This is a genomic window from Streptomyces sp. NPDC058308 (genome assembly GCF_042880275.1).
In the GTDB taxonomy this organism is placed as follows: domain Bacteria; phylum Actinomycetota; class Actinomycetes; order Streptomycetales; family Streptomycetaceae; genus Streptomyces.
Window position 1 is genome coordinate 124265 of the sequence record NZ_JBHVZA010000023.1, and the last position, 26459, is coordinate 150723.

Consider the following 26459-nt stretch of genomic DNA (forward strand, 5'->3'; position numbering starts at 1 on the left):
CGTTTCCCCGATGTCGGCGAAACGCCTCGATCGCGCGCAGCCCCTCCTCCGTACTGGGGGCTCAGGGGTGCGAAGGATCTGGGCAGCGTGGTCCGGCGGCGGTATGCCATAGGCACGCCGTCGTCACGAGAGAGCGAGCCCGCCATGTGGAACGCAGCCTTCTGGAAGGCCACCACCGAACGCGCCGTCCGCACCTTCGCGCAGGCGCTGGCCGCCGTGCTGGTGGCGGGGGCCACCAGCCTGCTCGACGTCGCGTGGGACGCCGCCTTCGCGACGGCGGGACTGGCCGCGGTCCTCGCGGTCCTGACGGCCATCGGGGCCTCGGAGGCCGGGGCGGCGGGCCCCGGCCTCACCGAGCAGCCGACGCGGCCGAGCACGAAGGCGGGCACGGGCGAACCCGCCGTGTGACGCGGCCGACGAAGCTCTCGTCGGCCGCGCCGCGCCCGCCGAGGGGCTCACGCGGGCTGGCCGAAGAGCTCCCGCAGCACGTCCTCCATCGTGACCATGCCGGCGAGCCGGCCGTCCGCGCCGAGCACCGCGGCCACGTGGGTACGGCTGCCGCGCATGGCGGTCAGCACGTCGTCCAGCGGCGTGGTCTCGCGCACCTGGGCGATCTTGCGCATCTCCGGCACCCGGAACGGCAGATCGCGCGGCGCCCGGTCCAGGGCGTCCTTGACGTGCAGGTAGCCGACGATGCGACGGCCGTCGTCGACGACGGGGAAGCGGGAGAACCCGGACTCGGCGGAGAGCTGCTCCAGCTTCTCCGGAGTGACGCCCACGCGCGCGTAGACCACGTCCTCCAGCGGCAGGACGACGTCCCTGACAGGGCGGCGGCCCAGTTCCAGGGCGTCGCGCAGCCGCTCCTGCGCACGGTCGTCGATCAGACCCGCGTCACTGGAGTCCTTGACCATGCGGGCGAGGTCCTCGTCGGAGAAGCTCGCCGACACCTCGTCCTTGGCCTCCACGCGCAACAGTTTCAGCAGGCCGTTGGCGAAAGCGTTGATCGCGAAGATCACCGGACGCAGCGCCCGCGCGAGCGCTACCAGCGGCGGCCCGAGGAGCAGCGCCGAGCGCACCGGCTCGGCGAGCGCGATGTTCTTGGGGATCATCTCGCCGAGCAGCATGTGCAGATAGGTCGCCACGACCAGCGCGATGACGAACGAGACCGGGTGGATCAGACCGTGCGGCACCCCGACCGCGTCGAACACCGGCTCCAGCAGGTGCGCGATGGCCGGCTCCGCCACGATGCCGAGGACCAGGGTGCACAGCGTGATGCCCAGCTGCGCGGCCGCGAGCAGCGCCGAGACGTGCTGCAGACCCCACATCACGCTCTTGGCGCGCCGGTCCCCCTCCTCCGCGTGCGGCTCGATCTGGCTGCGGCGTACGGAGATGAGAGCGAACTCGGCGCCCACGAAGAAGGCGTTGACGACGAGCGTCGCCAGGGCGATCAGCAACTGGATGGCGATCATCGGGCATCCTCCTCGTGGTCGTCGGTGGCCGAAGGGGCGTGCAGCATGACGCGGGCGGCGCGGCGCCCCGCGGCGTCGACGACGTCCAGTCGCCAGCCGCCGACCTCGACGCCGTCACCGACGGCGGGGATGCGGCCGAGCTCCGTCGCGACGAGCCCGGCGAGCGTCTCGTACGGCCCGTCGGGCACCCGCAGCCCCACCCGCGCGAGCTGGTCGGTGCGTGCCGCGCCGTCGGCGGAGTAGAGCGTCCTGCCGTCGTCGTCGGTGCCGGCGGCGGCGATGTCGGGCGTCTCGTGCGGGTCGTGCTCGTCGCGCACCTCGCCGACGACCTCCTCGACGATGTCCTCCAGGGTGGCGACACCGGCGGTGCCGCCGTACTCGTCGATGACCACGGCCATGGTGCGCTTGCCCGAGAGCCGGTCGAGGAGCCGGTCGACGGTCAGCGTCTCCGGTACGAGCAGGGGCTCACGCATCCGTTCGGCGACGGACACGCGGTGCCTGCGCTCGGCGGGCACGGCGAGCATGTCCTTGATGTGGGCGACACCGACGACCGTGTCGAGGTTGCCGCGGTACACGGGGAAGCGGGAGAGGCCGGTGGCGCGCGTGGCGTTCGCGACGTCCTCGCAGGTCGCGTGCACGTCCAGGGCCATGACCTGGACCCGGGGCGTCATCACGTTCTCCGCGGTGAGGTCGGCGAGGTTCAGCGTGCGCATGAACAGCTCGGCGGTGTCCGCCTCCAGGGCGCCCTCCCTGGCGGAGTGCCGGGCGAGCGCGATCAGCTCCTTGGGGCCGCGCGCGGAGGCGAGCTCCTCGGTGGGCTCCAGGCCGAAGCGGCGGACGGACCGGTTCGCGGTGTTGTTCAGATGGGCGATGAACGGCCGGAAGGCGGCGCTGAACAGGCGCTGGGGCGTCGCGACCCGCTTGGCGACGGCGAGTGGCGAGGAGATCGCCCAGTTCTTGGGGACCAGCTCGCCGATGACCATCAGGAAGATCGTCGACAGGGCCGTGCCGAGGACCAGGGCGACGGAGGAGGCCGCCGACGAGGGGATCCCGAGGCCGCGCAGCGGTCCCGCGATGAGTTTGGCGATGGAGGGCTCGGAGAGCATGCCGACCACCAGGTTGGTGACGGTGATGCCGAGCTGGGCGCCGGAGAGCTGGAACGTGAGGTTCTTGACGGCTTTGAGCGCGCCGGGAGCGCCGCGCTCGCCCCGCTCGGCGGCCCGTTCGAGCTCGCTGCGCTCGACCGTCGTGAGGGAGAACTCCGCGGCGACGAACACGCCGCACGCCAGGCAGAGCAGCAGCGCCACGAGGAGCAGGAGCACTTCGGTCATCGGGTCACCTCCGTCCCATGATCGGGCAGGGGCGGGAGGAATGCGCGATGTCGGGTACTGGGAGGCTCGCCCATGGGCGGACGCTCACACCTTTCAGTCGATACGAGTAATGGGTCCATGGTAAAGGACGGGCAAAGGGGTCCGTACCCGAGGCGGGCGCGAGGGCCCGCACCTCAGTCCGCGAGGGGCTTCACCCAGCGGCTCCACTGCGGCTGGGGAGCGTAGCCCGCCGCGCGCCAGGCGTGGTGGGCGAGATCGTTGCGGTCCAGGACCATCGCGTCGCCACGGCGGCCACCGAGCCGTACGAACCGCTCCTCCGCCGCGGCGAGCAGCGCCGAGCCCACGCCGCGACGGCGGTGGTCCGGGTGCACGGCGAGCCGGTAGAGGTGGCAGCGCCAGCCGTCGAAACCGGCGATGACCGTGCCCGCGAGCCCGCCGCCGCACTCGGCGAGGATCAGCGCCTCGGGATCGCGGGCGACGAGCCGTGCCACCCCGGAAAGGTCGTCGCTGATGCTCGTGCCCTCCGCGGCGTCCTTCCAGAAGGCCAGCACCGCATCGAGGTCCCCGGGCCCGGCGGCCCGTATACGAAGATCGTTCATAGGGGTCATCCCATCACCGGCGGCCCCGGCGGCGCGTGGGAATTCCAGCATGCGGGCCGGGGCCCCGCGTCGGCCGCTCACTCGTGCGCGATGGCCGCCAGTACGTTCATGCGGGAGGCGCGGAGCGCGGGCAGCAGCGCCGCGGCGAGTCCGACGACCACCGAGCCGATCACCACCGCGAGGATGGTCGTCCAGGGGAACGCCAGCTCCTTCATCCCCTGCAGTGCGAGGACCTGCTGGACGGCGACACCCCAGACCAGACCGAGCGCGAGCCCGAGCAGCGCCCCGAACACCGCGATCACCACCGACTCCAGACGGATCATCCGGCGCAGCTGACGCCGGCCGAGACCGATGGCGCGCAGCAGCCCGATCTCCCGGGTGCGCTCGACGACCGACAGGGCGAGGGTGTTGACCACGCCGAGGACCGCGATGACGATCGCGAGTCCGAGGAGCGCGTAGACGAGGTAGAGCATCACGGCAATCTGCTGCCGGATCAGCTCCTTGTAGTCGGCCTGGTCGCGCACCTGTACCTGCGGATACGGGTCGAGGGTCTTGTCCAGGCGCTCGCGCAGGGTGTCCGCGTCCGTGCCCGGCGCCGCGTTGACGAACAACGCGGAGTCCTGGCCGCCCGGCACGTACTTCTCGACCGTGCCGAACCCGAGGAACAGCCCGCCCTCCACGCCGAACCCCTCGGCGGAGTCCTGGTCGGTGAGCGCGCCGACCGTCAGCTTCGCCGCTCGCTCGCCGGGGAACCTCGCGGGCAGCGCGTCACCGACGCGCACCTTGTGCTTCGCCGCGAAGTCCTTGTCCATGCCGATCCGGCCGGGCGCGAGCGCGGCACGTGAACTCCCCTGCGTGTACGTGACCTTGGCGACGTCGTCGAGCCGCGGACCGTAACCCGCGGCGGTCGTCTCGACCTTCTTGCCGTCGGGCAGCGCCAGTTCGATGGGGGTGAAGCGCTGGCGCACGACGAGGCCCGCGCCGTCGGTGCGCTCGACCTTCCCGGTGATCTCCGACGAGAACGGCATGAAGTTGCTGTTCTGCACCACGAAGTCGGCGCCGAGTGTTTTGTCTATCTGCCGGTCGAACGACTTCGTCATCGAGGCGCTGGCCACCGAGAGGCCGCCGACCAGCGCGAGCCCCACCATGAGCGCGGCTGCCGTGGCGCCCGTGCGGCGCGGGTTGCGCAGCGCGTTGCGCTGGCTCATCCGGCCGACCGAACCGAAGACCGCGGGGAACACGCCGCCGAGGACCCGGATCACCGGACGGACCAGGAGAGGGCCCGCGATGACCGTGGCGATCAGGGTCAGGACGATGCCGAGCCCGAGCAGGGACGCCGCCGACGAGGTCTTCTCCGCCCGCGCACAGCCCACCAGGGCGGCGGCGCCGGCCGCCCCGACGACGGAGCCCGCGGCGGCCCGCACCTTCAACGGCCGCCCCACGCCCGCGATCTCGGCGTCGGCGAGCGCCGCCATCGGCGAGACGTGCGCGGCCCGCCGGGCCGGGAGGTACGCGGCGACGAACGTGACGCCGACCCCGACGACGTACGCGGCGACGGGCGTCGCCCAGCCGACGACCATCTCTGTGGACTTCAGGTTCATCCCGAACAGGCCCATCAGCTCGATCAGGCCGAGGGCGAGGCCGATGCCCGCGGCGAGGCCCAGCGTCGCGCCGACCAGGCCGAGCAGCAGCGCCTCGACGAGGACGGAGCGGCGCACCTGCCTGCGGTCGGCGCCGAGCGCGCGCAGCAGCCCCAGTTCGCGGGTGCGCTGCGCGATGAGCATGGAGAAGGTGTTGACGATCAGGAAGATGCCCACGAGTACGGCGACGCCGGCGAAGCCGAGCATGACGTACTTGATGACGTCCAGGAAGCCGCCGAGCTCGGACGCGGCGGAGTCGGCCTGTTCATCGGCCGTCTCCAGGTCGTAGCCGGAGCCGAGTTCGGCGGCGATCCGCTGCTTGAGGGCGGTGTCGGAGACGCCGTCGGCGGCCGTCACCGAGATGCCCGTCGCCGCGTCCGTCGAACCGAGGAGCTCGCGCTGGGCGGTCGGGGTGTCCAGGAAGACGAGGGCGGCCCCGGGGTTCGTCGTGGTGAACGTGGCGATGCCGACGACCTCGACCTTGAACGAGCCGGGGCGCGCGAGGACGGTGAGCGTGTCGCCGATCTCCACGTCCTTCTTGTCGGCCGTGTCCGCGTCGATCATCGCCTGACCGGCGCCGCGCGGGGCGTGGCCCGAGGTGAGCTCCACGGGGCTGCGGTCGGTGGGGTACCAGTTGGTGGCGATGGTGGGGGCGCCGGTCGTCGGGCCCACGGATTCGTTGTCGCGGTCGACGATGGTGATGTTCTCGACCTTCGTGTCGACGTGCGCGTCCGCGACCCCGGCGACCTTGGCCACCCGCTCCTTGAGGCGCGCGGGCACCGTCGGTGTCTGCCCGGACGGCACCGCCTCGTCGAGGTCCTCCTTGGGCTCGACCGTCACATCGGCCGACGTGGAGGCGAACAGCCGGTCGAAGGTGCGGGTCACCGTGTCCGAGAAGATCAGGCTGCCCGCGACGAACGCCACCGAGAGGATCACGGCGAGCGCGGAGAGCATGAGCCGGCCCTTGTGCGCGAGGAAGCTCCTCAGCGTCGCCTTCAGCACCGCGGCCGCCTCAGCTCTGTTCGGACGGACGGTCGGTGGGCGCGTGCGCGCCCGGTGGTGCCATCGCCTGCAGGGCGTCGAACCGTTTCATGCGTTCGAGGACGGTGTCGGCCGTCGGGCGTTCCATGTCGTCCACGATCCGCCCGTCGCCGAGGAAGAGGACCAGGTCGGAGTGGGCGGCCGCGCCGGGATCGTGGGTCACCATCACCACTGTCTGGCCGAGCTGGTCCACCGCGTCACGCAGGAACCCGAGTACTTCGAGCCCGGCCCGCGAGTCGAGGTTGCCCGTCGGCTCGTCGGCGAAGATCAGCTCGGGCTTGGCGGCGAGGGCCCGTGCGCAGGCCACCCGCTGCTGCTGGCCGCCGGAAAGCTGCGCGGGACGGTGCCCCAGACGGTCCCGCAGGCCCAGCGTGTCGATGATGTGCTCCAGCCAGTCGTGGTCGGGCCGCTGCCCCGCGATGTCCATCGGGAGCGTCATGTTCTCCAGGGCGTTGAGCGTGGGGATGAGGTTGAACGACTGGAACATGAACCCGATCCGGTCCCGCCGCAGCCGGGTCAGCTCGCGCTCCTTCAGGCCCGTGATCTCCGTGTCCCCGAGCCACACCTGGCCCGCGGAGACGCTGTCGAGCCCGGCCAGGCAGTGCATCAGCGTGGATTTTCCCGAACCGGAAGGGCCCATGACCGCCGTGAAGCGCTCGCGCGCGATGTCCACGTCGACCGAGTCGAGGGCGAGGACGGTCGTCTCGCCCGAGCCGTACGCCTTGGTGAGGCCGCGGGCGCGGGCGGCGGGCCCGGAACGGCCCGTGAACGGCGCCGAAGCAGGTGTGGACAAGGCGGCCTCCTGGGTTGTGGCCGGGCCAACTCCCATGACTCCGCCGAGAGTAGTGGGCCACCTGGGCGTCCGGTATCCCTCCGAGGTCGCGCCCCACAGACGTATGTAAGGGGCATGGTCCTGCGCCCTTGTCGCGCTAGCACCTGGACGCTAGCTTGACGGTATGGCGAAGACCCAGTTGAACGTGCGGGTGGACGAGGACACCGCCCGGGCCGCGCGGGAGCGCGCCCTGGCCCGGGGCATGAGCGTCAACCGCTACATCGAAGAACTCGTCAAACAGGACTCGGGCGAAGTGGGACACACCTTCGTCGAGGCCGCCGCCGACTTCATGAAGCAGTACGAGTCCGTCTTCGCCGAGGAGTTCGGCGTCGAGCGCGAGGGCCGCCGCCCGGTGCGTGAAGGTCGTCGCTGAGCCGTTGGACCTCAGAATCGACCTTGCCTGGCTCTTGATGATCGCCGAACACAAGACGCCCGGTGACCCGCAGGTCACCGACTGGGGCGCGCTCGTCGCCGCCGTCAGCCGCCACGAGGCGGAGATATTCGGCCTGCCCGTCTACGAAACCCCGCACGACCGCGCGGCAGCACTGCTCCAGCTCCTGCTCCACATCCCCGCGCTCGAACGCTCCAACGCGCTCTTCGCCGCCTCCGTCGCGTACGCCTACCTCGTCTCCAGCGGCCTGAAGGTCGTCACCTCGCCCGAGCAGGTGCGTGACCTCGCCCGCCTGGTGAAGGAGGACGGCGTGAGCGTGCACACCATCGCGGAGGAACTGCGTCAGTGGAGTCTGTGAGCCGACAGGCTCTGAGAGGGAAGTAGGTTCGGCTATGCGCCTTTCAGGTGTTGAGCGGTCTTTTTAGGATTGTTGGCGATGTATCACCGCTCGATGTCGTGAGGTTGGAGGCCTGGCCGAGAGCCGTGGAAGTCGTTGGCGTGGTCGACGGCCCATTGGGCGTAGGTGTGTGCTGGCGCGCCGGTGATTTTTTCGACGATGGCGGAGGTCAGGGCCGGGACGCCGTTGGCGGCGGCCCACTGACTCACGATCGCCTCGGCCACGATCGGATGCATTGTTCTGCCGACTTCCGCGCGAGCCTGCTTGTCGGAGATGTGTTCAATCCGGATGGGGCGGTCGATGGCCTCGCCGATGTGCTCGACCTGGCGTCGCAGGGTCAGGGACTCGGCCCCGTAGATGGTGTAGGTCTGGTGCGAGTGGCCCGGTTCGGTCAGGGCGGTGACCGCGAGCGCCGCGATGTCCTTCTCGTGTACCGGCGCCGACTGTGCGAGCGGATAGGGAAGACGGACAACGTTGTCGGTGCGGATTGATTCGGCCCACCAGGTGCGGGTGTTGGTGGCGAATGTCCCCGGCCTGAGGAACGTCCAGTCCATACCGGACCGTTGGATGGCCTGCTCGATCGTTCGATTCAGGAGGGGGACCGGATGGTCGGCATCGGGGTCCAGGACCGCCACCGACGAAAGCAGAACCACCTGGCGGATCCCCGCAGCTGCGGCCGTCGCGGCGACCTTCTCGATGTCGTAGGGCTTTTGGGGGTTGAGCATTCCGTAGAGGAACAGCTTGTCGGCGCCGTCGAGCGCTGCGCGCAGCGTCTCGGGACGGTCCAGGTCGGCGGCGACAGCTTCCAACCCGGGTGTCCGGCCTGCGGCTGGGGTTCTGCTGACTGCTCTGACGTGTTCGCCGGCGGCCAACAGGCCGTCAGTCACGTGTCGGCCCACGTTTCCGCGAGCGCCGAAGACAACTACCACCATGACGGGATCTCCTGTTATTTGTAGACATGAATTGCCGCATAAAGTGCATTTCCAGTGAAAATCCACTTTCGGCACCGGTATGTCGACAGTGCGGGACGGTTGCCCTTAGGGCTGGATGTTCTCCAGGTCCTCCAGAAGGCGCGGGTGCTTCGGCTCCCAGCCGAGAGCCTGCCGGGTGTGGGCGCTGGACGAGGGCTGGTCGGTCGCGAAGATCGGGCCGAGAGGGCCGTAGGTCTCCGATGGCACCGACTCGACCGGCAGGCCCAGCCGTCGGCCGATGACCGCAGCGATGTCACGCACCCTGTCTCCCTCATCGTCCACGGCGTGCCAGGCGGTACCGGCTTGCGCCTGTTCCAGGGCGAGCCGGAAGAGGACTGCCGCGTCGAGCGCGTGCACGGCCGGCCAACGCTGTGTGCCGTCGCCCGGGTAGCCGGACACTCCGGTCTGGCGTGCGATGTTGGTCAGCAGCCCGGCGAACCCGCCCGTGCCCTGGTTGTGAACCGTGCGCGGCAGGCGTACGGCCGTGCTCCGGACCCCGCGCGAGGCCAAGTCCAGGACCGCCGTGACCGCGCGACCGCGACCACCGACCGGCCCGTCGGTCGATACCGGGTCGGCCTCGGTGGAGACGCGGCCCGGCACATCGGGCGTACCCGAGACGGTGACGAAGGGGCGGTCGCTGCCGACGAGTTCCTCGCCGAGGGCCGCGAGGGCGGCACTTTCCTCGGCGACCGCATTTGCCAGGGCGTCGGGGCTGCTGAAGTCGTTGCCGAACGCAAGGTGGATCACCCCGTCGGCCTGAGCGACGCCGGCCCGAAGGATGTCCAGATCGGTGAGACCTCCCCGGAGCGGCTCGGCGCCGGCCGCCTCGGCGGCCAGTGCGGACGCGTCGGAGCGGGCTAAGGCAAGGACGGTGTGGTCGTTGCCGAGCAGTTCGGCGACGACGGCGGAACCGATCAGACCGGTGCCGCCGGTGACGAAGACGCGCATGGAACTCTCCCGGAAGTGATGGGACTCTTGTCCCGTCACTCTAGCAGGGTGATGGGACAAGAGTCCCATCACGTAGGATGGGCCCATGGGTAGATGGGAACCAGGGGCGCGCGAACGCCTCGTCGTGGCTGCCGTCGACCTGTTCACCGAGCAGGGGTACGACGCCACGACGGTCGCGCAGATCGCCGAGCGTGCCGGAGTCACCAAAAGCACCTTCTTCCGGCACTTCCCCGATAAGCGCGAGCTGCTGGTGGCCGGGCAGGAGACGCTGAGCCGGCTGCTGGCCGAGGGGATCGCCGAGGCGCCCGGTAACGCCAGCCCGCTCGAGGCGGTCGCTGCCGGCCTCGAGCGCGCCTCGAGCGCGATGGGCCCCACGAGTCGGGAACTCGCCCCTCGCCTGAAGGCGGCCGTTGCCGCCAGCACCGAACTTCAACAGCGTGACGCCCTCAAGAGCGTCAGCCTCGCGGCCGCGGTGACAACCGCCCTGGTCGCCCGCGGTGTGCCCGATCCGACTGCGGCTCTCGCGAGTGAGCTGGGCCTCCTCGCCTTCAAACGGGGGTTCGCCGAATGGTCCGAGGGCGACCGTGATGGCAAGGACGAGCTCGCCGGGTACATCCTGGCGGCCCTGGACGAGCTGCGTGCGGCGAGCGCATCGCTGGGCTGACCGGACAACCTCACCCGCTCATCGGCTGCTTGCGCCTTGACCTGTCACTCGTCACCGCGGCCGAAATCCACGGAAAGTGATTTGCCAACACCCTGCCGACCTCGCCGCTGCCTCGGACTCAGAGGGCCGGTATGTGGGTTGATAGGCTGGTGGTCGCTCACGAAGGACACTCCAGCACGGCAGAACTCCCCGATCAGCGCTGATGGGCCTGCGCCACACGTTCCGGTGACGTCAAATGTGACATCACGTCACTTGGCCCTCTGAGGCCTTGAGGGCTCGGCCGTACCTCAGTGAGCGGCGCCGTCCGGGCGCACGGCCGTACCGAGCACGCAGTACGACGTGGGCAGGCGCGGCCCCTTCGCGGGTACGAGGAGACGACGGTGCTCGCCGATCTCGAACCCGGCCGCGCGCAGCGCCCCCAGCGTGTCCCGCCCCACGTGGCAGCCGCCGAACAGCGGCGGCCACACCGTACGGTCCAGGACGCCCTGGGTGGCGGCCATCAGCGTGCCCGGCGCGCGGCCGTGCTCGAAGAACCGCAGCTCACCGCCGGGCCGTAGCACCCGCCGCAACTCGCCCAGGGCCCGCGGCACATCGCGCACGCTGCACAGCACCAGCGAGACGACGGCCGCGTCGAACGCCTCGCTCTTGACCGGCAGTGCCTCGGCGGCGCCCGGCACGACGTCGACGGGCACGTCCGCACGCAGGGCCGCGGACACCGCCAGCCGCCGCAGGATCCGCTCCGGTTCGATCGCCACGACCTCGGAGACCGCGCCCGGATAGTGCGCGAAGTTGAGGCCGTTGCCCGCCCCCACCTCGATGACCCGCCCGGAGAGCCCGGCGAGCAGTTCCCGCCGGTACGCGCCGATCACGGGTTCGGCGGCCACACTCTGTCGTGCGTAGAAGCGGGCGAAGACGGGGTGGTGCACGGCGTCCCGGGACACGGACCTGGTGGAGCGAGCCGACATGGGCCCTCCTCGGCGAAAGCGAGCGGATACCGCCATGGTGCCCCCGAAGGGACCGTTCTCCGCCGCATCGGCTGGAGGTGCTGTCACCGGGCGCGGGAGATCGCGCACAGTACTCCGTATGACGACACCCGCAGAGTCTCTCCGCTCCTTCGCCCGTGCCCGGGCTTCGCTGGATGGTGAGGAGGTCACGTACTGGTGGTCAGGAAACGTGTACTCCTGGGCGCCCGACGAGCCGTACCAGCGCCTCTTCGGCTTCGAAGGGCTCAACGTCGCCCGCCTCGTCCAGGACCCAGAGGACGGTCCGGACACCTATCAACTGCTCAGCCGTGAGGCCGCGTTCTACCTGGACCCTGCCACCCGCGAGATCCTGGAGAGCTGGCAGGACCTGCCGGTGGTGCACATATGGAACGACCCCGCGAACCAGAAGTGGCGCCCCTTCCCGGTCCCGACGACCGACCTCGGCGACCAGGTCTGCTTCAGCCTGGAAATCCCGCTGGCCTACCCCTCGCCGCTGCCGGTGGCCCAGTACCCGCGCCATTCGGCCGGCGACACGTACCAGGCCCTGGAGCTCTTCCAGTTCTTCGTGGACCGCGCCGATCTGGCCACGGCGGCGCCCGGCGTCCCGGCCACCATGTCGTGGACCCGGATGTCGCAGTGGCTCCCGTGGATGGCGCGCGGTCAGCGGCCCGGTGGCCTCACCTACCACTGCCGGGGCCGCAAGCTCGGCTCGTACGCCGAGGTCCCCGAGCGCACGCGCGCCTACATAGCCGACCGGCATCCGGAGTTCGCCCGCGCCCCGGAGAAGTGGAGCGAGCCGAACGAGACCAGCTGGACGTACTTCCGCAAGCTCAACCCGCCGAAGTAGCCGCCTGGCGCCTGCCGTCCACCGGAGGGGGCGGGGCGGCCGGAGTGAGCCGAGCCGGCGGGGCGGGCGGCGCGGCCACGACCGCCCCGCCCGCCCGGCGCCCCGACAGTGCAGCGGCTCAGCGCTCCCGCGCCCCCTCCGCCGACCACGCCGCAGGCGCCTCCCGCTCCGTGAACGCCGCTCCGTTCCACGTGCCGCCCAGTTCCGGGCCCAGCCAACTCCCGGACCGCGTACGGAAGTCGGGGCCTTCGAGGGTTCCGGAACCTGCCGGGATCGCGCCGAGCAGACGCCTGCCCGATGCCTCCGGGAGGTCGGCGAGGTTGCACCGGGAGGCCAGGTCCGGCGCCGCGGGCCAGCTGCCGACGACGACGCCCAGCTGCTCGATCCCGCGCGCCCGCAGCGCCTCCGTGGTCAGCGTCGTCGCGTTGAGGGTGCCCAGCCCCGCGGTGGCGACCACGAGGACCGGGGCGCCGAGCAGCCGGGCCGTGTCGGCCAGCGTGCCGCCCTCGTCGTCGAGACGGACGAGCAGGCCGCCCGCGCCCTCGACGAGGACCAGGTCGTGCTCCGTCGCCAGCTTCGCCGCCGCGTCGGCCACGTCCGCGGGACGTACGGGCTCCAGGCCGGCCCGGCGCGCGGCGGTGTTCGGCGCAAGGGGCTCGGGGAACCGGGCGAGTTCCAGCGTCGTGACGGCCTCGCCCGCCAGCCGCGCGACCTCCTGCGCGTCGCCCGGCTCGCCCGGCGCGACCCCGGTCTGGGTGCCCTTGAGGACGGCGACGCTGCGGCCCGCCGCGAGCGCGACGGCGGCCACCGCGGCCGTCGTCACCGTCTTGCCGATCTCCGTGCCCGTCCCGGACACCACGATCACTGTCATGTCAGCCCTCCTTCGCCGCGGCGCACACCGCGCGCGCGATCCGCGCCACGTCGTCGTCCCCCGTGATGAACGGCGGCATCGTGTAGATCAGGTCGCGGAACGGCCGCACCCATACGCCCTCGCGCACCGCGGCCCGCGTCGCCGCCGCCATGTCCACCGGATGGTCCAGCTGGACGACCCCGATGGCGCCGAGGACACGGACCTCCCGTACGGAGGGCAGGCCGGCCGCCTCGGCCAGGCCCTCGCGCAGACCCGACTCGATGCGCTTGACCTCGCTCTGCCAGTCCTGCCCGATGAGCAGGTCGATCGAGGCCCCGGCCACCGCGGTGGCCAGCGGATTGCCCATGAACGTCGGGCCGTGCGCGAGGACCGGCACCTTCCCCTGGGAGATGCCGTCCGCGACCCGCGGCGTGCACAGGGTCGCCGCCAGCGTCAGATAGCCGCCGGTCAGCGACTTGCCCAGGCACATCACGTCGGGCGTGACGCCCGCGTGGTCCGCCGCGAACAACGCCCCGGTGCGGCCGAAGCCCGTCGCGATCTCGTCGAAGACGAGCAGCACGTCGTGCGCGTCGCACGCCTGGCGCAGCACCCGCAGATAGGCGGGGGAGTGGAAGCGCATGCCGCCCGCGCCCTGCACGACCGGCTCGACGATCACGGCCGCGAGCTCGTGGGCGTGGCGTCCGATGATGTCGTGCAGATGGGTCGCGTACGCCTCCTCGTACTCCGAGGGCGGGGCGTCCGCGAACACCTGACGCGGCAGGACGCCCTGCCAGAGTTCGTGCATGCCGCCCTCGGGGTCGCAGACGGCCATCGGCTGCCAGGTGTCCCCGTGGTAGCCGCCGCGCCAGGTCAGCACCCGCTGCTTGGCCGGCCGGCCGAGCGAGCGCCAGTACTGGAGGCACATCTTGAGGGCGACCTCGACCGAGACGGAGCCGGAGTCGGCGAGGAAGACATGCTCAAGACCTTCGGGCGAGATGTCGACAAGACGCTTCGCGAGCCGGACGGCGGGTTCGTGCGTGAGCCCGCCGAACATGACGTGGCTCATCCGGTCCAGCTGGCCGCGCACCGCGTCGTTGAGCACGGGGTGGTTGTAGCCGTGGATCGCCGACCACCAGGACGACATGCCGTCGATCAGCTCGGGACCGCCGTCCGCGAGGCGCAGCCGGACGCCGCTCGCCGACTCGACGACCAGGGGCTCCTGGCGGCCCGGCATCGGCCCGTAGGGGTGCCAGACGTGCTGCCGGTCGAGTGCGAGGAGCTCGGAGGTGGAGAGGTCAGGCATTGGGCGCGAGATCCGTTCCCGCACCCCGGCGCCGCACCGCCACCAGGTCCGTTCGTGCCCCGGCGGGCTCGGCCACCGCCTCCGCGGCGGGCTCAGCCACGGGCTCCCCGGCGGGCTCGGCCGCCCCGCAGGGGCCGCAGCCGCCACCCGCGTGCGAGCCGCAACCGGCCTCGTCGTGCGAGCCGCAGCCCGCCTCCGCGTGCGAGCCGCAGCCCCCCGCGGCGGCCGCCGCGTCCACGCGGTGCTGCGGCAGCGTCACCTGATCCGTGCCCTCGACCTCGAAGCCGGCGTCGGCGATCATCTCCAGGTCCGTCTTGCCCGCCTGGCCCTCACTGGTCAGGTAGTCGCCCAGGAAGATGGAGTTGGCGAGGTTCAGGGCGAGCGGCTGCATAGAGCGGAGATGGACCTCGCGACCGCCCGCGATGCGCACCTCGATGTCCGGGCAGACGAAGCGGACCATGGCGAGGATCCGCAGGCACCGCTGCGGCGTGAGGTTCCACTCCTTGGCCAGCGGCGTGCCCTCGAAGGGGATCAGGAAGTTCACCGGCACGGAATCCGCGTCGAGCTCGCGCAGCGCGTACACCACGTCGACGAGGTCCTCGTCGCTCTCGCCCATGCCCGCGATCAGCCCCGAGCAGGCAGAAAGGCCCGCCGAGTGCGCCTTCTGGACGGTGTCGACACGGTCGGCGTACGTGTGCGTCTTGGTGATGTCCGCGTACGTCGCCTCGGACGTGTTGAGGTTGTGGTTGTAAGCGTCCGCGCCCGCGCCGCGCAGGCGCTCCGCCTGGCCGTCCGAGAGCAGACCGAGGCAGGCGCACACCTCGACGCCCTCGTTCTGCTCCTTGACCGCCGCGATGGTCTGGGCCACCCGGTCGACGTCGCGGTCCGTCGGGCCGCGGCCGCTGGCCACCAGGCAGACCCGCTTGGCGCCGCCCGCGACCCCGGCCGCCGCGGCCTGCGAGGCCTCGTCCGGCTTCAGCCAGGTGTACTTGAGGATCTCGGCCTTGGAGCCGAGGCGCTGCGAACAGTACGAGCAGTCCTCGGGGCACAGCCCCGACTTGAGATTGACCAGATAGTTGAGCTTCACCCGTCGCCCGAACCACTGCCGCCGCACCTTCCCGGCGGCGGCCACTACGTCCAGGAGATCGTCGTCGGAGGTGGCCAGTACGGCCAGCGCCTCTTCGCGGGTCGGCAGTTCGCGCCGAAGTCCCTTTTCCACCAGCGTGTTCAGCAGGTCCATGGCGCTGATCCTTACGCACGGCAGCCTGCCGGGCCAAGGAGAGTTCGCACAACAGAAACGCTTTGAGGTGTAAGTATTGCCACACCCTGGCCGGGTGGCACGGCGGCTAAGGTCTGTGCAATGTCTACAAACAGGCACCCCGTGACGAGCGCGTCCACCGCGCCGAGCCACGCGCCGGGCGGCGCATCCGGCGCCGAGCCGGGCGCGGCGTTCGGCTGGCTCGACGAACAGGCGCGGCTGCGCGCCGACGCCGGCCTCGTGCGCATCCTGCGGCCGCGCCCCGCCGACGCGGGCGCCCTCCTCGATCTGGCGGGAAACGACTACCTCGGCCTGACCCGGCACCCGGAGGTCACCGAGGGCGCGGCCGCCGCGGCCCGGCGCTGGGGCGGCGGCGCCACCGGATCCCGGCTCGTCACGGGCTCCACGGAGCTGCACGCGGAACTGGAGCGAGAGCTCGCCGAATTCTGCGGCTTCGAGGCGGCGCTCGTCTTCTCCTCCGGCTACGCGGCGAACCTCGCCGCCGTCACCGCACTCGCCCCCGGCGATTCGCTGATCGTCTCCGACGCGGGCAACCACGCGTCCCTGATCGACGGCTGCCGCCTCGCCCGCGCGGCGACGCAGGTGGTGCCGCACGCCGATCCCGAAGCGGTACGCAAGACGCTCGGCGCCCACGACGGCCCCGCCGTCCTGGTGTCCGACTCGGTGTTCTCGGTCGACGGGGACATGGCGCCGCTGGCCGAACTGGCCGCCGCCTGCCGCGAGTCCGGGGCCGGGCTGATCATCGACGACGCCCACGGGCTCGGCGTGCTCGGCGACGGCGGCCGGGGCGCACCGTACGCCGCGGGGCTCGCGGGCGCGCCCGACACCGTGGTCACCCTCACCCTCTCCAAGTCCCTCGGCAGCCAGGGCGGCGCCGTCCTCGGCCCGGCCAGGGTCATCGAGCACCTGGTGAACGCGGCCCGCACCTTCATCTTCGACACCGGCCTCGCACCCGCCGCGGCCGGCGCCGCGCTCGCCGCCCTGCGCCTGCTGCGCCGTGAGCCCGAACGCGCGGCCCGTGCCCGTGAGGTCGCGGCCGAGCTGCACCGGCGCCTCACGGCCGAAGGCCTCTGTGCGGTACGGCCCGACGCCGCCGTCGTCTCGGTGCGCGCCCCCTCACCGGAGCAGGCCGTCCGGTGGGCGGCCGACTGCCGGGCCGATGGCCTGGCCGTGGGCTGTTTCCGTCCGCCGTCGGTGCCGGACGGCATCTCACGGCTGCGGCTGACCGCCCGCGCGGATCTCACCGACGAGCAGATCGCCGGTGCCGTACGGGTGATCAGCCGCCGCGCACCTCGATGAGCCGCTCCGGGTCCGCATGGGGCCCGGGCCGCGCTCAGCGCAGGCTGTCGACGAACGTCTCCCAGGGGCCGGGGGAGATGAGCAGGGCGGGACCTGCGATGTTCTTCGAGTCACGCACGGCCCGCAGGCCGGTCGGCTGACCCGGGTCGAGGGTGGCGGTCTCGACACAGTTGTTCATTCCGTTGCTGTAGCTGCTGCGCTGCCACCGCGCACCTTGAAGCGTTGTGCTGGAAGGTACGTACCGAGGCATTGCGGTCATGGTGCCTCCTTACGCGCCGTCGCCTAGTCCGGCGATGAATACCGTTGATTCCTCGGGTGAAAGCGCCTGTACCTGAAGGGAGTTGAAGGCCTCCGTGTACGCCTGGAGGTCTTCTTTCCGTTCGAGGTAGAGGCTACTCGTCAAATGGTCGAGAACAACCACATCCAGATCAGCAATGTCCGGAAATGAAAAGATAACGAAAGAACCGATCAGGCCTGCATGCTCACCGGCGGCGAACGGCAGTACCTGAAGCCGGACATGAGGCAGAAGTGACACCTCCCGCAAGCGCGCCAACTGCCCCGCGAGAACCTGCGCCCCGCCCACCGGCCGCCGCAGCACCGCCTCGTCCATGACCACGCTCAGCCGCACCGGCGGATCCGCGCGCAGCACGTCCTGGCGGGCCAGACGCACCTCCACGAGCGCGTCGACCTGCTTCTCCGGCAGCCCGCCGAGCGCCGCCCGGGTCACCGCACGCGCGTACTCGGGGGTCTGCAGCAGACCCGGGACCACGGTGGTTTCGAGCGTGCGCACCCAACGCGCCTGCGACTCCAGGCTGATGAAGTCCCGGTAGGTGGCGGGCAACAGGTCGCGATACGCCTTCCACCAGTGATGACGCCCCGCACCGGGATCGTCGGCCCCCGCGAACGCGATGAGCAGCTCGCTGCGCCGGGAGTCCCGCACCTCGTACGCCGCGAGCAGCCGCCGCACGTCGGAGGCCTTCACGCCGCTGCGGCCCGTCTCGATCCGGCTCACTTTCGACTGGTGCCAGCCGAGCCTGGCGGCAGCCTCACTGCTGGTGAGACCCGCCTCGTTGCGCAGGGTGCGCAGTTCGGCGCCGAGCTGGCGGCGACGCACCGCGGGGCCGTACTGCATGCCCGTCTCCTTCCGGCCGGAGCCGTCGGATCTTCCGGCGGCGAGGCGGGGCAGTAGGCGAGATTAGAGGAAGTGCGAGTCCCTCGCCCAAATACGCTCTGCCGTAGCAGAGTTCACCGCATCGAGCGACAGATATATGCACATCTCGGTGGATCGCCACGCGTGCCCGGCCAAGGAGTGGCAGTCTGGCGCGAAGCACCAGTCCGGGACGGTCCTTGAGTCATCCGCCGCGAGTCGGGGACCGGTCCCGGTGGGAAAGGGACAACGTCGCCATGGCAGATCACCAGGAAGCCTCCGTCACCCTGCCGAGCGATCCTGCCTCGGTCCCCGCCGCCCGGAAGTACGTCTTGCGTGTGCTCTCCGAATGGGGCCTGCCCGGCGACGCCGAGGTGACCGACACGATCCGGCTCATCGTCTCCGAACTCGCCACGAATGCCGTGCAGCACACCCTGGGGCAGTCGCCCACGTTCACCGTCGACATCGAACTGGACCGGGACGAGCAGCTGCGCATCGGCGTCACCGACAGCCACCCGCGCTATCCCAAACGGCTTCCCGCGGCCGTCCAGCAGGACAACGGCCGCGGCCTGGTCATCATCCGCTGGCTGACCGCCGAGTGCGGCGGCAAGCTCTCGGTCAGCCCCACCGACGAAGGAGGCAAGACCGTGTGGATCGCGCTGCCCTGGCGGGCCCCCGTCCAGCGCAGACACCGCGACGCCGCCCACTGACCCGGGTGACGGAGCGGGTCAGTCGGCGGCCGAGCGCCCGAGGGCGCCGCGTGGCGGGGTCAGCGCACCCTCCCGTACCAGACGCTCTTGGACCAGATCTTCTCCAGGCGCACCACGGTGCCCCTCTTGGGGGCGTGCCAGATGCGGTTGCCGCCCGCGTAGATCCCCACGTGGTACACGTTCCGCCCGGAGTGGAAGAACACCAGGTCGCCGCGGGTGCGCTGGGACCTGGAGACGTGCTTGGTCTTGTTGTACTGCGCGGCGGCGGTGCGGGGCAGCTTCTTGCCCGTTCGCTTGAACGAGTAGAGCGTCAGGCCCGAGCAGTCGAACCGGTGGGGTCCGACCGCCCCGTAGCCGTACGGGGAGCCCTTCTTGGACGCCGCGATCTTGAGCGCCTTGGTCCCATGGGTTGCTGCCTCGGCCTCCGACGTGAGCCCGGGGGCCACGACGGTGCCGCCTACGACGGCGAGCGTGAGGACCGATGCGGCACCGGTCCTGCTGAGCAGCGACGGAACATGATTCAGCGCGGTCATGCGCAACCCTTCGTCAGCCGCCTGTGAAAGATGACCTGTCGGGTTCGGGCAGGCGAAGATGCCCGGCCGCGTCGTGCTCTGCGGCTTCACCCCAAGGGCGTCGCCCGGACTTTCCGGACGGGCCCGTCGTACCTGGGTCCTCCACTCCTGCCGTTGCACAGATGTCGACCGGTCATCCGGGTGGCGGCAGGACTCGGCGTCCGCCCGGACCGCCCCACCGCTGTGGCAGGGGCTTGTCGTCGAAAGGGATCTTGACCCGACATGGGTCCGAAAACCGAGCCGAAACGGCTTTTTGTGAGGCTCCTCACGACTGACCTGTTCAGGTGGACACGGTCGAATTGGACCTCTCGGTGGGTGGTCTGACGACGGCTCGACCAGCAGCGGAATGTCAAATTCCAGACCTGCTGTACTCGCTGGACGCAAGTTCAGAACGTGCGGCGAAGGATGTTCGAATACGCCGTCCGTGGTAGCCCGACTGGTCCGTTTCGAAGCGGGCCGGGACGTTTCGGCGTCAGCGGGCGGCCGGTTGACGGGCGCTCAGCCGCCCGGCGGAGGCGGGAGGGCGATCCGTCCTGCACGCCGTTCACCGTCGAGGACGCGCAGGGCCCGGGCGAGCGTGGGCGCGTGCACCTCACTCTCGCCCCGCTGGTGCATGACGGCGAGTGCGTCCCGCAGGGCGGTCGCACGGCCGACCAGCGCCTGAGCGGCACGGAGGCCGCCGTAGGTGTGCTCGGCGCGGGCCGGGTTGATCCGGCCGAGGAGGTCGACGACCTCGAGATAGCGGTCGATCAACTCCGCCTCGGCGCGGGTCAGGGCGGGCAGGGGCGGAAGCTCCGGCGGCAGCATCGGCAGGTCACCTCGCGTCCCGCTCGGCGAGCGAGCTCTTGCGGTTCGCGATGATCCGGTCCACGAGCCCGTACTCCACGGCGGACCGGGCGTCGAAGATTTTGTCCCGCTCGATGTCCGCGCTGATCCGGCCCGGGGCCTGCCTCGTGTGCCGTACGAGCAGCTGCTCCAACAGCCGCCGGGTGCGCAGGATTTCGTCGGTCTGGATCGCGAGGTCGGTCGCCTGGCCGTGGATCGGTTCGGAGACCGCGGGCTGGTGGATCAGTACGCGGGCGCCCGGCAGAGCGAACCGTTTGCCGGGTGTGCCGGCGGCGAGCAGGACGGCGGCCTCCGCCGCGGCCTGCCCCAGGCAGGTCGTCTCCACGTCGCAACTGACGAACCGCATCGTGTCGTAGATGGCGGTCATCGCGCTGAACGAGCCGCCGGGGGAGTTGATGTACAGCGAGATGTCGCGGTCCGGCGCCTGGTACTCAAGGTGCATGAACTGCGCCATCACGTCGTTCGCCGAGGTGGCGTCGACGGGGGTGCCGAGAAAGATGATCCGCTCTTCCAGGAGCTTGGAGTACGGGTCCATGGTCCGCGTCCCCGAGCTGGTGCGTTCGGTGAACTCGGGCAGGACGTAGCGGGCGGACGGACGGTTCATGGCGCGCCTCTCTTCCTCCGGTCGCGGTGCGGTCCGGGCTCTGTACAAAATGTACAGGACGTACGGACGATCGGGGAGGGAGGTGACCCGTCGGGCGCGGGCGTGTGTGAGGGTGTCGGGGGCGGGGCCTCACCGCGCTGGGCCGGGTCTGGACGGTGTGCTGAGCGCCCGCTCGCACCGGCAGCCTGCGAAAGGTGACGTCTAAGCTGGAGGCATGGCCTACGAGATTCCGGTGACTCAAGCCCGCGCAGAGCTCGCCGAGCTGATCAACCGCGTCGTCTACGGCGGCGAACGGGTCGTCGTCACCCGGCACGGCAAGCCGCTCGTGGCGCTCGTCTCCGCCGAGGATCTGGAGCGTCTCGAAGGGCTCGCGGACGCGTCGCAGGAGCGGACGGTCAGCACCGTCACGTCGATCGGTTCCGTGTCGGCCACTCCGTCCGAGCGGCAGCGGTTCGGTATCGCGGCCGAGCACCGGGGGCCTGGCGCGACGTAACGGAGCGGTTGCCGGTTGCCGGTTGTCGGCGTGCGGGCCGTGGAATCGGCATGCCCTCGTCGGCGCATCTGCTCGTGCTCTGCTCGCAGACGGATGCCACTCGGCGAGTCTCCGTGCAGTGTGATCCTTTCAGCGACGCCCCTGTCGAGACGCCTCGGCAGGGGCGTCGTGCAGTGACGGGTATGGCGCAGCCCTGCTGACGGTCATGAGTCGGTCAATGACTGGTTAACCTCGTTGAAACTCCTCTCAACTACCTTCCCGTGCCACGCCACCAGCGGATTTTCTATCCGGGGTGCGCAAGATCGCGCGCCTTCGCTGTGTGTTACATCTATATCCGTCGCGGTGGCCGCGGCAGCCGGACCCGCATGGTTCGGAGTGAGAACTTTGAGGTGGGACGCGTGCAACTGACCCCGCACGAGCAGGAGAGACTGCTCATCCATGTGGCCGCGGACGTGGCCGAGAAGCGAAAGGCGCGGGGGCTGCTCCTCAACCACCCCGAGGCGATCGCCCTCATCACCTCGCACATCCTCGAAGGGGCCCGCGACGGCCGCTCCGTCGCCGAGCTGATGTCCTCCGGGCGGAAGGTCCTCACCCGCGACGACGTCATGGTGGGCATCCCGGAGATGATCCACGACGTCCAGGTCGAGGCCACCTTCCCGGACGGCACCAAGCTCGTCACCGTTCACGAGCCGATCGTCTGACGGGAGTTCGCGCCTCATGCATGCCGCATCGCACGGCACCGGCTACGGGATGGTCCCCGGAGAGATCCTCTTCGCGGACGACCCCGTCCCCTTCAACGTAGGCCGCGAGGTCACCCGCCTCACCGTCCTCAACGCCGCCGACCGCCCCGTCCAGGTCGGCTCCCACTACCACTTCGCCGAGGCCAACCCGGGTCTGGACTTCGACCGCGGCGCCGCGCACGGAAAGCGGCTCAACATCGCCGCGGGAACCGCCGTGCGCTTCGAGCCCGGAATCCCCGTCGACGTCGAACTCGTCCCGCTGACCGGCAAGCGCATCGTGCCCGGTCTGCGCGGCGAGACCGGAGGTGCCCTCGATGCCTGAACTGTCCCGCGCCGCGTACGCCGATCTGTTCGGCCCCACGACGGGCGACCGGATCCGGCTCGCCGACACCGACCTGCTCATCGAGATCGAGGAGGACCGCTCGGGCGGCCCCGGACGCTCCGGCGACGAGTCGGTGTTCGGCGGCGGCAAGGTCATCCGTGAGTCGATGGGCCAGTCCCGCACCACCCGCGCCGAAGGCGCCCCGGACACCGTCATCACCGGTGCGGTGGTCATCGACCACTGGGGGATCGTCAAGGCCGACATCGGCATCCGCGACGGCCGGATCACCGGCGTCGGGAAGTCCGGCAACCCGGACACCATGGACGGCGTCCATCCCGACCTCGTCATCGGCCCCGAGACCGAGGTCATCGCGGGCAACGGCAAGATACTCACCGCGGGCGGTATCGACACCCACATCCACTTCATCTCGCCGACCATCGTCGACGAGGCGCTGGCCTCGGGCGTCACCACGCTCTTCGGCGGCGGCACCGGTCCCGCCGAGGGCAGCAAGGCGACCACCATCACGCCCGGCGCCTGGCACCTCGCCCGGATGTTCGCGGCGCTCGAGTCCAGCCCGGTCAACATAGGCTTCCTCGGCAAGGGCAACACCGTCAACGCCGAGTCGATGCACGCCCAGCTCCGCGCCGGCGCCGTCAGCTTCAAGATCCATGAGGACTGGGGCGCGACGCCCGCCAGTATCGACGCGTGCCTGAACGTCTGCGAGGAGACCGGCGCCCAGCTCGCCGTCCACACGGACACGCTGAACGAAGCGGGCTTCATCGATGCGACGTTCGACGCGGTCGCGGGCCGGACCCTGCACGCCTTCCACGTGGAGGGCGCGGGCGGCGGACACGCCCCCGACATGATCACGGCGGTCTCGCTCCCCAACATGCTGCCGAGCTCCACCAACCCGACCCGGCCGCACACCGTCAACACCGTCGAGGAGCACCTCGACATGCTGATGGTCTGCCACCACCTCAACCCGGCGGTCCCCGAGGACCTCGCCTTCGCGGAGTCCCGCATCCGGCCCACCACGATCGGCGCGGAGGACATCCTCCACGACCTCGGCGCCATCTCGATCATGTCCTCGGACTCCCAGGCCATGGGCCGCATCGGCGAGGTCATCATGCGGACCTGGCAGACCGCCCACGTGATGAAGCGGCGCCGCGGCTTCCTGCCCGGGGACACCCGCGCCGACAACCGTCGCGCACGTCGCTATGTCGCCAAGTACACGATCAACGCGGCAGTCGCCCAGGGCATCGACCACGAGATCGGGTCGGTCGAAAGCGGCAAGCTCGCCGACCTGGTCCTCTGGGAGCCGGCGTTCTTCGGCGTCAAGCCGCAGGTCGTCCTCAAGGGCGGACAGATCGCGTACGCGCAGATGGGCGACGCCAACGCCTCCATCCCGACACCGCAGCCGGTCCTGCCGCGCCGCATGTTCGGGGCGCACGGCAGGGCGCCGGGCCTCAACTCGATCAACTTCGTGACGCAGTCGGCGCTGGACGACGGGCTCCGGGAACGCCTCGGCCTGGACAAGCCGTTCGCCGCGATCCACTCCACTCGCGGCCGCAGCAAGGCCGACATGCGCGAGAACGACGCGCTGCCCCGGGTCGAGGTCGCCCCCGACAGCTTCGCCGTCACCATCGACGGTGAACTCGTCGAACCGTCACCCGCCTCCGAACTGCCGCTCGCCCAGCGGTACTTCCTCTTCTGACGGCCCCGAAGCGCACAGGCGACGATTCCCATGTCACGAGCAGCATTCCTTGTCCTCGCGGACGGCCGCTTCCCCGCCGGAGGGCACGCCCACTCCGGCGGGGCGGAGGCCGCCGTCAAGGCGGGACGCATCGCCGGCGCCGCAAGCCTGGAGGACTTCTGCCGGGGGCGGCTGCACACCTCCGGGCTCGTGTCGGCGGCCCTGGCCGCGGCCGCCGCCCTCGGGGTCGACCCCGGCACCCTGGACGAGGCCGCGGACGCGCGGACGCCCTCGCCCGCCCTGCGCACGGCGGCGCGGCGGCTCGGCCGTCAGATGATGCGGGCCGCCCGTGCCACGTGGCCGCACCCCGAACTCGACGCGCTGGCACGGCAGTTCCCCAAGGGGGCCCACCAGCCCATCGTCCTCGGACTTGCCGCCCGGTCAGCCGGGCTCGGGCCCGACGACGCCGCGTACTGCTCCGCGTACGAGGGGATCAGCGGACCGGCGACCGCCACTGTGCGGCTGCTCAGCCTCGACCCCTTCGACGCCACGGCGGTCCTGGCCCGGCTCGCCCCTGACCTCGACCACGTCGCGCGGCAGGCGGCCGACGCGGCGAGACGCGTCCTCGACGAGGGTGTCGACGCGCTGCCCGCGGCGTCGGCGCCGCTTCTGGAGATCGGCGCGGAGGTCCATGCCGCCTGGCCTGTGCGGTTGTTCGCCTCGTAGCGGTGTCCCGTAGAGCCGGACCATCCGATCCCCGACCCCCTGGGGCCTTGCCGCCCCTCCAGACCCCCGCCGGCCCCCACGGGCCGCGATCCGAAACACCGCACGGGCTGCAGCCCCCGCCCGAGCCGAACCATTGGAGTCGCACATGCACCTCGACCACTCCCACGACGGCCCCGCCGCGGTCAGCGCCGACGCCCACCGCCCCGACGGCAGCCGCCGCGCGCTGCGCATCGGGCTCGGCGGTCCGGTCGGCTCGGGGAAGACCGCGACCGTCGCCGCGCTCTGCCGCGAGCTGCGCGACCAGCTCTCCCTCGCCGTCGTCACCAACGACATCTACACCCGGGAGGACGCCGAGTTCCTGCTGCGTGAGGCCGTTCTGCCGCCCGAGCGCATCACCGCCGTCGAGACCGGTGCCTGCCCGCACACCGCGATCCGCGACGACATCTCCGCCAACCTGGAGGCCGTGGAGGATCTGGCAGACGAGGTCGGACCGCTCGACCTGATCCTCGTCGAGTCCGGCGGAGACAACCTCACGGCCACCTTCTCCAAGGGCCTCGTCGACGCGCAGATCTTCGTGATCGACGTCGCGGGCGGGGACGACATCCCGCGCAAGGGCGGCCCCGGCGTCTCCACGGCGGACCTGCTCGTCGTCAACAAGACCGACCTCGCCCCGCACGTCGGCTCCGACCTCGCCCGGATGGCCGCCGACGCCAAGGATCAGCGCGCCGAACTGCCCGTGATATTCCAGTCATTGCGGTCGGATGACGGCGTCGGACCGGTCGCCGCCTGGGTGCGTGAGCAGTACGCCGCATGGACCGCGTCGGCGTGACGGTGGACCTCGCCCCCCGGGGCGCACAGGAATCGGACCGCATCACTGCGTCCGCTGCGGTGCTAGCGGCCGGGGCAGGGGCGAGGGCCGGTGGCGCGGGCATTCGGGCCACGGCCCGCGTCGAGGCGCGGGCCGACGGGCGGGGCGGCACCTCCCTGCCCGTCCTCGACGGCGAGGGCCCGCTCGCCCTGCGCCGCACCCGCTCCACCGGCGCCGCGGCGCAGATCACGCTCGTCGGCGCGATGAGCGGCCCCCTGGGCGGCGACCATCTCACCGTCGAGGCGGCCGCCCACCCGGGAGCGGCGCTGCACATCGCCTCGGCGGCGGCCACCATCGCGCTGCCCGGCCAGACCGAGACATCGGCACGCTACGATGTTCGGCTCACCGTTTCCGAGGGCGCCGAACTGCACTGGCTGCCGGAGCAGTTGATCTCCGTGTGCGGCAGCGACCTGCGCGTCACGACGTGTGCGGAGCTCGCCCCGGGCGCCCGTCTGGTCCTGCGCGAGGAGCAGGTCCTCGGCCGCACCGGCGAAGCCCCGGGCCGCCTCACCAGTCGCCTCACCGTCCGCCGTGCCGGGCGGCTCCTCCTGGACCAGGAACTGGCCTGCGGCCCCGGTGCTCCCGGCGGCTGGGACGGCCCCGCGGTCCTCGCCGGTCGGCGCGCGGTCGGGCAACTCATCGTCGTAAGACCAGAGTTCGAGCAAGAGAAGCCGCAGGCCGCGCCGCTGGGGGAGTGGGCCGCCCTCACCCCGCTCGCCGGCCCCGGCGTCCTGGTCACGGCCGTCGCCCCGGACGCTCTCCTGGTACGGAAGGCGATGGACGAGGCCCTGCGCCTGCTGGGCTGAACCGCCGCGCCCGGGGCCCGCGTCTCCCGCCGTGGAGGTGCCCCGTGGACAATCGCGCCCCGCCCCTACGTCTCGACTGCCCATGAAC

30 protein-coding genes and 1 riboswitch are annotated in these 26459 nt (G+C 71.1%); of the genes, 14 read left to right on the forward strand and 16 right to left on the reverse strand.

Annotation, left to right across the window (positions count from 1 at the left end; translation table 11 throughout):
- Positions 1-144: 144 nt before the first annotated feature.
- Positions 145-408, forward strand: coding sequence for a holin (locus tag ACFVYL_RS27970; RefSeq protein WP_389720600.1), 264 nt, complete (start codon positions 145-147; stop codon positions 406-408).
- A gap of 47 nt (positions 409-455) precedes the next feature.
- Here ACFVYL_RS27970 and ACFVYL_RS27975 read toward each other — a convergent pair whose 3' ends face one another.
- From ACFVYL_RS27975 to ACFVYL_RS27995, 5 genes are all read right to left on the reverse strand, one after another.
- The gene (locus ACFVYL_RS27975) at positions 456-1469 is read right to left on the reverse strand and encodes a hemolysin family protein (RefSeq protein WP_389720603.1); all 1014 of its coding nucleotides are present in this window, start codon (positions 1467-1469) and stop codon (positions 456-458) included.
- Positions 1466-2800 carry a hemolysin family protein gene (locus ACFVYL_RS27980; RefSeq protein ID WP_389720606.1) on the reverse strand — a complete coding sequence of 445 codons (1335 nt, stop codon included), beginning with the start codon at positions 2798-2800 and terminating at the stop codon, positions 1466-1468. The genes ACFVYL_RS27975 and ACFVYL_RS27980 overlap by 4 nt, the downstream gene beginning before the upstream one ends.
- Positions 2801-2973: 173 nt before the next feature.
- Complete coding sequence (locus ACFVYL_RS27985; protein WP_389720609.1) at positions 2974-3399, reverse strand: GNAT family N-acetyltransferase; 426 nt, start codon at positions 3397-3399, stop codon at positions 2974-2976.
- A gap of 77 nt (positions 3400-3476) precedes the next feature.
- The gene (locus tag ACFVYL_RS27990) at positions 3477-6041 is read right to left on the reverse strand and encodes an ABC transporter permease (RefSeq protein WP_389720611.1); all 2565 of its coding nucleotides are present in this window, start codon (positions 6039-6041) and stop codon (positions 3477-3479) included.
- Positions 6042-6051: 10 nt separating this feature from the next.
- Positions 6052-6873 (reverse strand): ABC transporter ATP-binding protein, encoded by an 822-nt coding sequence (locus ACFVYL_RS27995; RefSeq protein WP_389720614.1) that lies wholly within the window; start codon positions 6871-6873, stop codon positions 6052-6054.
- A 163-nt stretch (positions 6874-7036) separates the two neighbouring features.
- Here ACFVYL_RS27995 and ACFVYL_RS28000 point away from each other — a divergent pair, with 163 nt between their 5' ends.
- Together ACFVYL_RS28000 and ACFVYL_RS28005 are read left to right on the forward strand one after the other, a co-directional pair.
- A complete protein-coding gene (locus ACFVYL_RS28000) occupies positions 7037-7285 on the forward strand; it encodes an antitoxin (protein WP_389720617.1) in 249 nt (82 codons plus the stop codon).
- A gap of 4 nt (positions 7286-7289) precedes the next feature.
- Positions 7290-7661, forward strand: a complete 372-nt coding sequence (locus ACFVYL_RS28005; RefSeq protein ID WP_389720619.1) for a fic family toxin-antitoxin system, toxin component — start codon at positions 7290-7292, stop codon at positions 7659-7661.
- Between the two features lie 83 nt (positions 7662-7744).
- Here the strand turns inward: ACFVYL_RS28005 and ACFVYL_RS28010 are convergent, their stop codons facing one another.
- The gene (locus ACFVYL_RS28010) at positions 7745-8632 is read right to left on the reverse strand and encodes an SDR family oxidoreductase (protein ID WP_389720622.1); all 888 of its coding nucleotides are present in this window, start codon (positions 8630-8632) and stop codon (positions 7745-7747) included.
- A 105-nt stretch (positions 8633-8737) separates the two neighbouring features.
- On the reverse strand, positions 8738-9619 hold the full coding sequence (locus tag ACFVYL_RS28015) for an SDR family oxidoreductase (RefSeq protein ID WP_389720625.1): 882 nt from the start codon (positions 9617-9619) through the stop codon (positions 8738-8740).
- 85 nt (positions 9620-9704) lie between these two features.
- Between ACFVYL_RS28015 and ACFVYL_RS28020 the strand changes: the two genes are divergently transcribed.
- Positions 9705-10283, forward strand: coding sequence for a TetR/AcrR family transcriptional regulator (locus ACFVYL_RS28020; protein WP_389720628.1), 579 nt, complete (start codon positions 9705-9707; stop codon positions 10281-10283).
- 287 nt (positions 10284-10570) lie between these two features.
- Here the strand turns inward: ACFVYL_RS28020 and ACFVYL_RS28025 are convergent, their stop codons facing one another.
- Complete coding sequence (locus ACFVYL_RS28025) at positions 10571-11248, reverse strand: class I SAM-dependent methyltransferase (protein WP_389720631.1); 678 nt, start codon at positions 11246-11248, stop codon at positions 10571-10573.
- A gap of 118 nt (positions 11249-11366) precedes the next feature.
- On the opposite strand from ACFVYL_RS28025, the gene ACFVYL_RS28030 reads away from it, so the two are divergent.
- A complete protein-coding gene (locus tag ACFVYL_RS28030; protein ID WP_389720634.1) occupies positions 11367-12113 on the forward strand; it encodes a DUF1838 family protein in 747 nt (248 codons plus the stop codon).
- A 118-nt stretch (positions 12114-12231) separates the two neighbouring features.
- Here the strand turns inward: ACFVYL_RS28030 and bioD are convergent, their stop codons facing one another.
- The 3 genes from bioD to bioB are packed head-to-tail and all read right to left on the reverse strand — an operon-like array spanning position 12232 to position 15506.
- Complete coding sequence (bioD, locus tag ACFVYL_RS28035) at positions 12232-12984, reverse strand: dethiobiotin synthase (RefSeq protein WP_389720637.1); 753 nt, start codon at positions 12982-12984, stop codon at positions 12232-12234.
- A 1-nt stretch (position 12985) separates the two neighbouring features.
- Positions 12986-14266 carry an adenosylmethionine--8-amino-7-oxononanoate transaminase gene (locus ACFVYL_RS28040; RefSeq protein ID WP_389720640.1) on the reverse strand — a complete coding sequence of 427 codons (1281 nt, stop codon included), beginning with the start codon at positions 14264-14266 and terminating at the stop codon, positions 12986-12988.
- Positions 14259-15506: a biotin synthase BioB gene (bioB, locus tag ACFVYL_RS28045; RefSeq protein ID WP_389720643.1), complete on the reverse strand. Its 1248-nt coding sequence runs from the start codon at positions 15504-15506 to the stop codon at positions 14259-14261. The genes ACFVYL_RS28040 and bioB overlap by 8 nt, the downstream gene beginning before the upstream one ends.
- A 120-nt stretch (positions 15507-15626) precedes the next feature.
- Between bioB and ACFVYL_RS28050 the strand changes: the two genes are divergently transcribed.
- On the forward strand, positions 15627-16844 hold the full coding sequence (locus ACFVYL_RS28050) for an 8-amino-7-oxononanoate synthase (protein ID WP_389720646.1): 1218 nt from the start codon (positions 15627-15629) through the stop codon (positions 16842-16844).
- Between the two features lie 34 nt (positions 16845-16878).
- Here the strand turns inward: ACFVYL_RS28050 and ACFVYL_RS28055 are convergent, their stop codons facing one another.
- Together ACFVYL_RS28055 and ACFVYL_RS28060 are read right to left on the reverse strand one after the other, a co-directional pair.
- Positions 16879-17022 (reverse strand): DUF397 domain-containing protein, encoded by a 144-nt coding sequence (locus tag ACFVYL_RS28055; protein WP_389720649.1) that lies wholly within the window; start codon positions 17020-17022, stop codon positions 16879-16881.
- Positions 17023-17112: 90 nt separating this feature from the next.
- Positions 17113-17976, reverse strand: a complete 864-nt coding sequence (locus ACFVYL_RS28060) for a helix-turn-helix domain-containing protein (RefSeq protein ID WP_389720652.1) — start codon at positions 17974-17976, stop codon at positions 17113-17115.
- Positions 17977-18248: 272 nt separating this feature from the next.
- On the opposite strand from ACFVYL_RS28060, the gene ACFVYL_RS28065 reads away from it, so the two are divergent.
- Positions 18249-18701: an ATP-binding protein gene (locus tag ACFVYL_RS28065; protein WP_389720655.1), complete on the forward strand. Its 453-nt coding sequence runs from the start codon at positions 18249-18251 to the stop codon at positions 18699-18701.
- 59 nt (positions 18702-18760) lie between these two features.
- Here ACFVYL_RS28065 and ACFVYL_RS28070 read toward each other — a convergent pair whose 3' ends face one another.
- The 3 genes from ACFVYL_RS28070 to ACFVYL_RS28080 form a co-directional block, all read right to left on the reverse strand.
- Positions 18761-19234: a C40 family peptidase gene (locus ACFVYL_RS28070; protein ID WP_389720658.1), complete on the reverse strand. Its 474-nt coding sequence runs from the start codon at positions 19232-19234 to the stop codon at positions 18761-18763.
- Between the two features lie 3 nt (positions 19235-19237).
- A riboswitch (cyclic di-AMP (ydaO/yuaA leader) is annotated at positions 19238-19414 on the reverse strand.
- 357 nt (positions 19415-19771) lie between these two features.
- The gene (locus ACFVYL_RS28075; protein WP_389720661.1) at positions 19772-20080 is read right to left on the reverse strand and encodes a hypothetical protein; all 309 of its coding nucleotides are present in this window, start codon (positions 20078-20080) and stop codon (positions 19772-19774) included.
- Positions 20081-20087: 7 nt separating this feature from the next.
- On the reverse strand, positions 20088-20723 hold the full coding sequence (locus ACFVYL_RS28080) for an ATP-dependent Clp protease proteolytic subunit (RefSeq protein ID WP_389720664.1): 636 nt from the start codon (positions 20721-20723) through the stop codon (positions 20088-20090).
- 214 nt (positions 20724-20937) lie between these two features.
- On the opposite strand from ACFVYL_RS28080, the gene ACFVYL_RS28085 reads away from it, so the two are divergent.
- The 7 genes from ACFVYL_RS28085 to ACFVYL_RS28115 all read left to right on the forward strand — a co-directional run bounded on the left by ACFVYL_RS28085 (position 20938) and on the right by ACFVYL_RS28115 (position 26371).
- The gene (locus tag ACFVYL_RS28085; protein ID WP_389720667.1) at positions 20938-21216 is read left to right on the forward strand and encodes a type II toxin-antitoxin system Phd/YefM family antitoxin; all 279 of its coding nucleotides are present in this window, start codon (positions 20938-20940) and stop codon (positions 21214-21216) included.
- A gap of 398 nt (positions 21217-21614) precedes the next feature.
- On the forward strand, positions 21615-21917 hold the full coding sequence (locus ACFVYL_RS28090; RefSeq protein WP_389720670.1) for an urease subunit gamma: 303 nt from the start codon (positions 21615-21617) through the stop codon (positions 21915-21917).
- A gap of 49 nt (positions 21918-21966) precedes the next feature.
- Complete coding sequence (locus ACFVYL_RS28095; RefSeq protein WP_389720730.1) at positions 21967-22278, forward strand: urease subunit beta; 312 nt, start codon at positions 21967-21969, stop codon at positions 22276-22278.
- Positions 22271-23992, forward strand: coding sequence for an urease subunit alpha (locus ACFVYL_RS28100; RefSeq protein ID WP_389720673.1), 1722 nt, complete (start codon positions 22271-22273; stop codon positions 23990-23992). The genes ACFVYL_RS28095 and ACFVYL_RS28100 overlap by 8 nt, the downstream gene beginning before the upstream one ends.
- A gap of 30 nt (positions 23993-24022) precedes the next feature.
- Complete coding sequence (locus ACFVYL_RS28105; protein WP_389720676.1) at positions 24023-24697, forward strand: urease accessory protein UreF; 675 nt, start codon at positions 24023-24025, stop codon at positions 24695-24697.
- Between the two features lie 145 nt (positions 24698-24842).
- On the forward strand, positions 24843-25526 hold the full coding sequence (ureG, locus tag ACFVYL_RS28110; protein WP_389720683.1) for an urease accessory protein UreG: 684 nt from the start codon (positions 24843-24845) through the stop codon (positions 25524-25526).
- Positions 25508-26371, forward strand: coding sequence for an urease accessory protein UreD (locus ACFVYL_RS28115; protein ID WP_389720686.1), 864 nt, complete (start codon positions 25508-25510; stop codon positions 26369-26371). Before ureG ends, ACFVYL_RS28115 begins: the two co-directional genes overlap by 19 nt.
- Positions 26372-26459 lie beyond the last annotated feature (88 nt).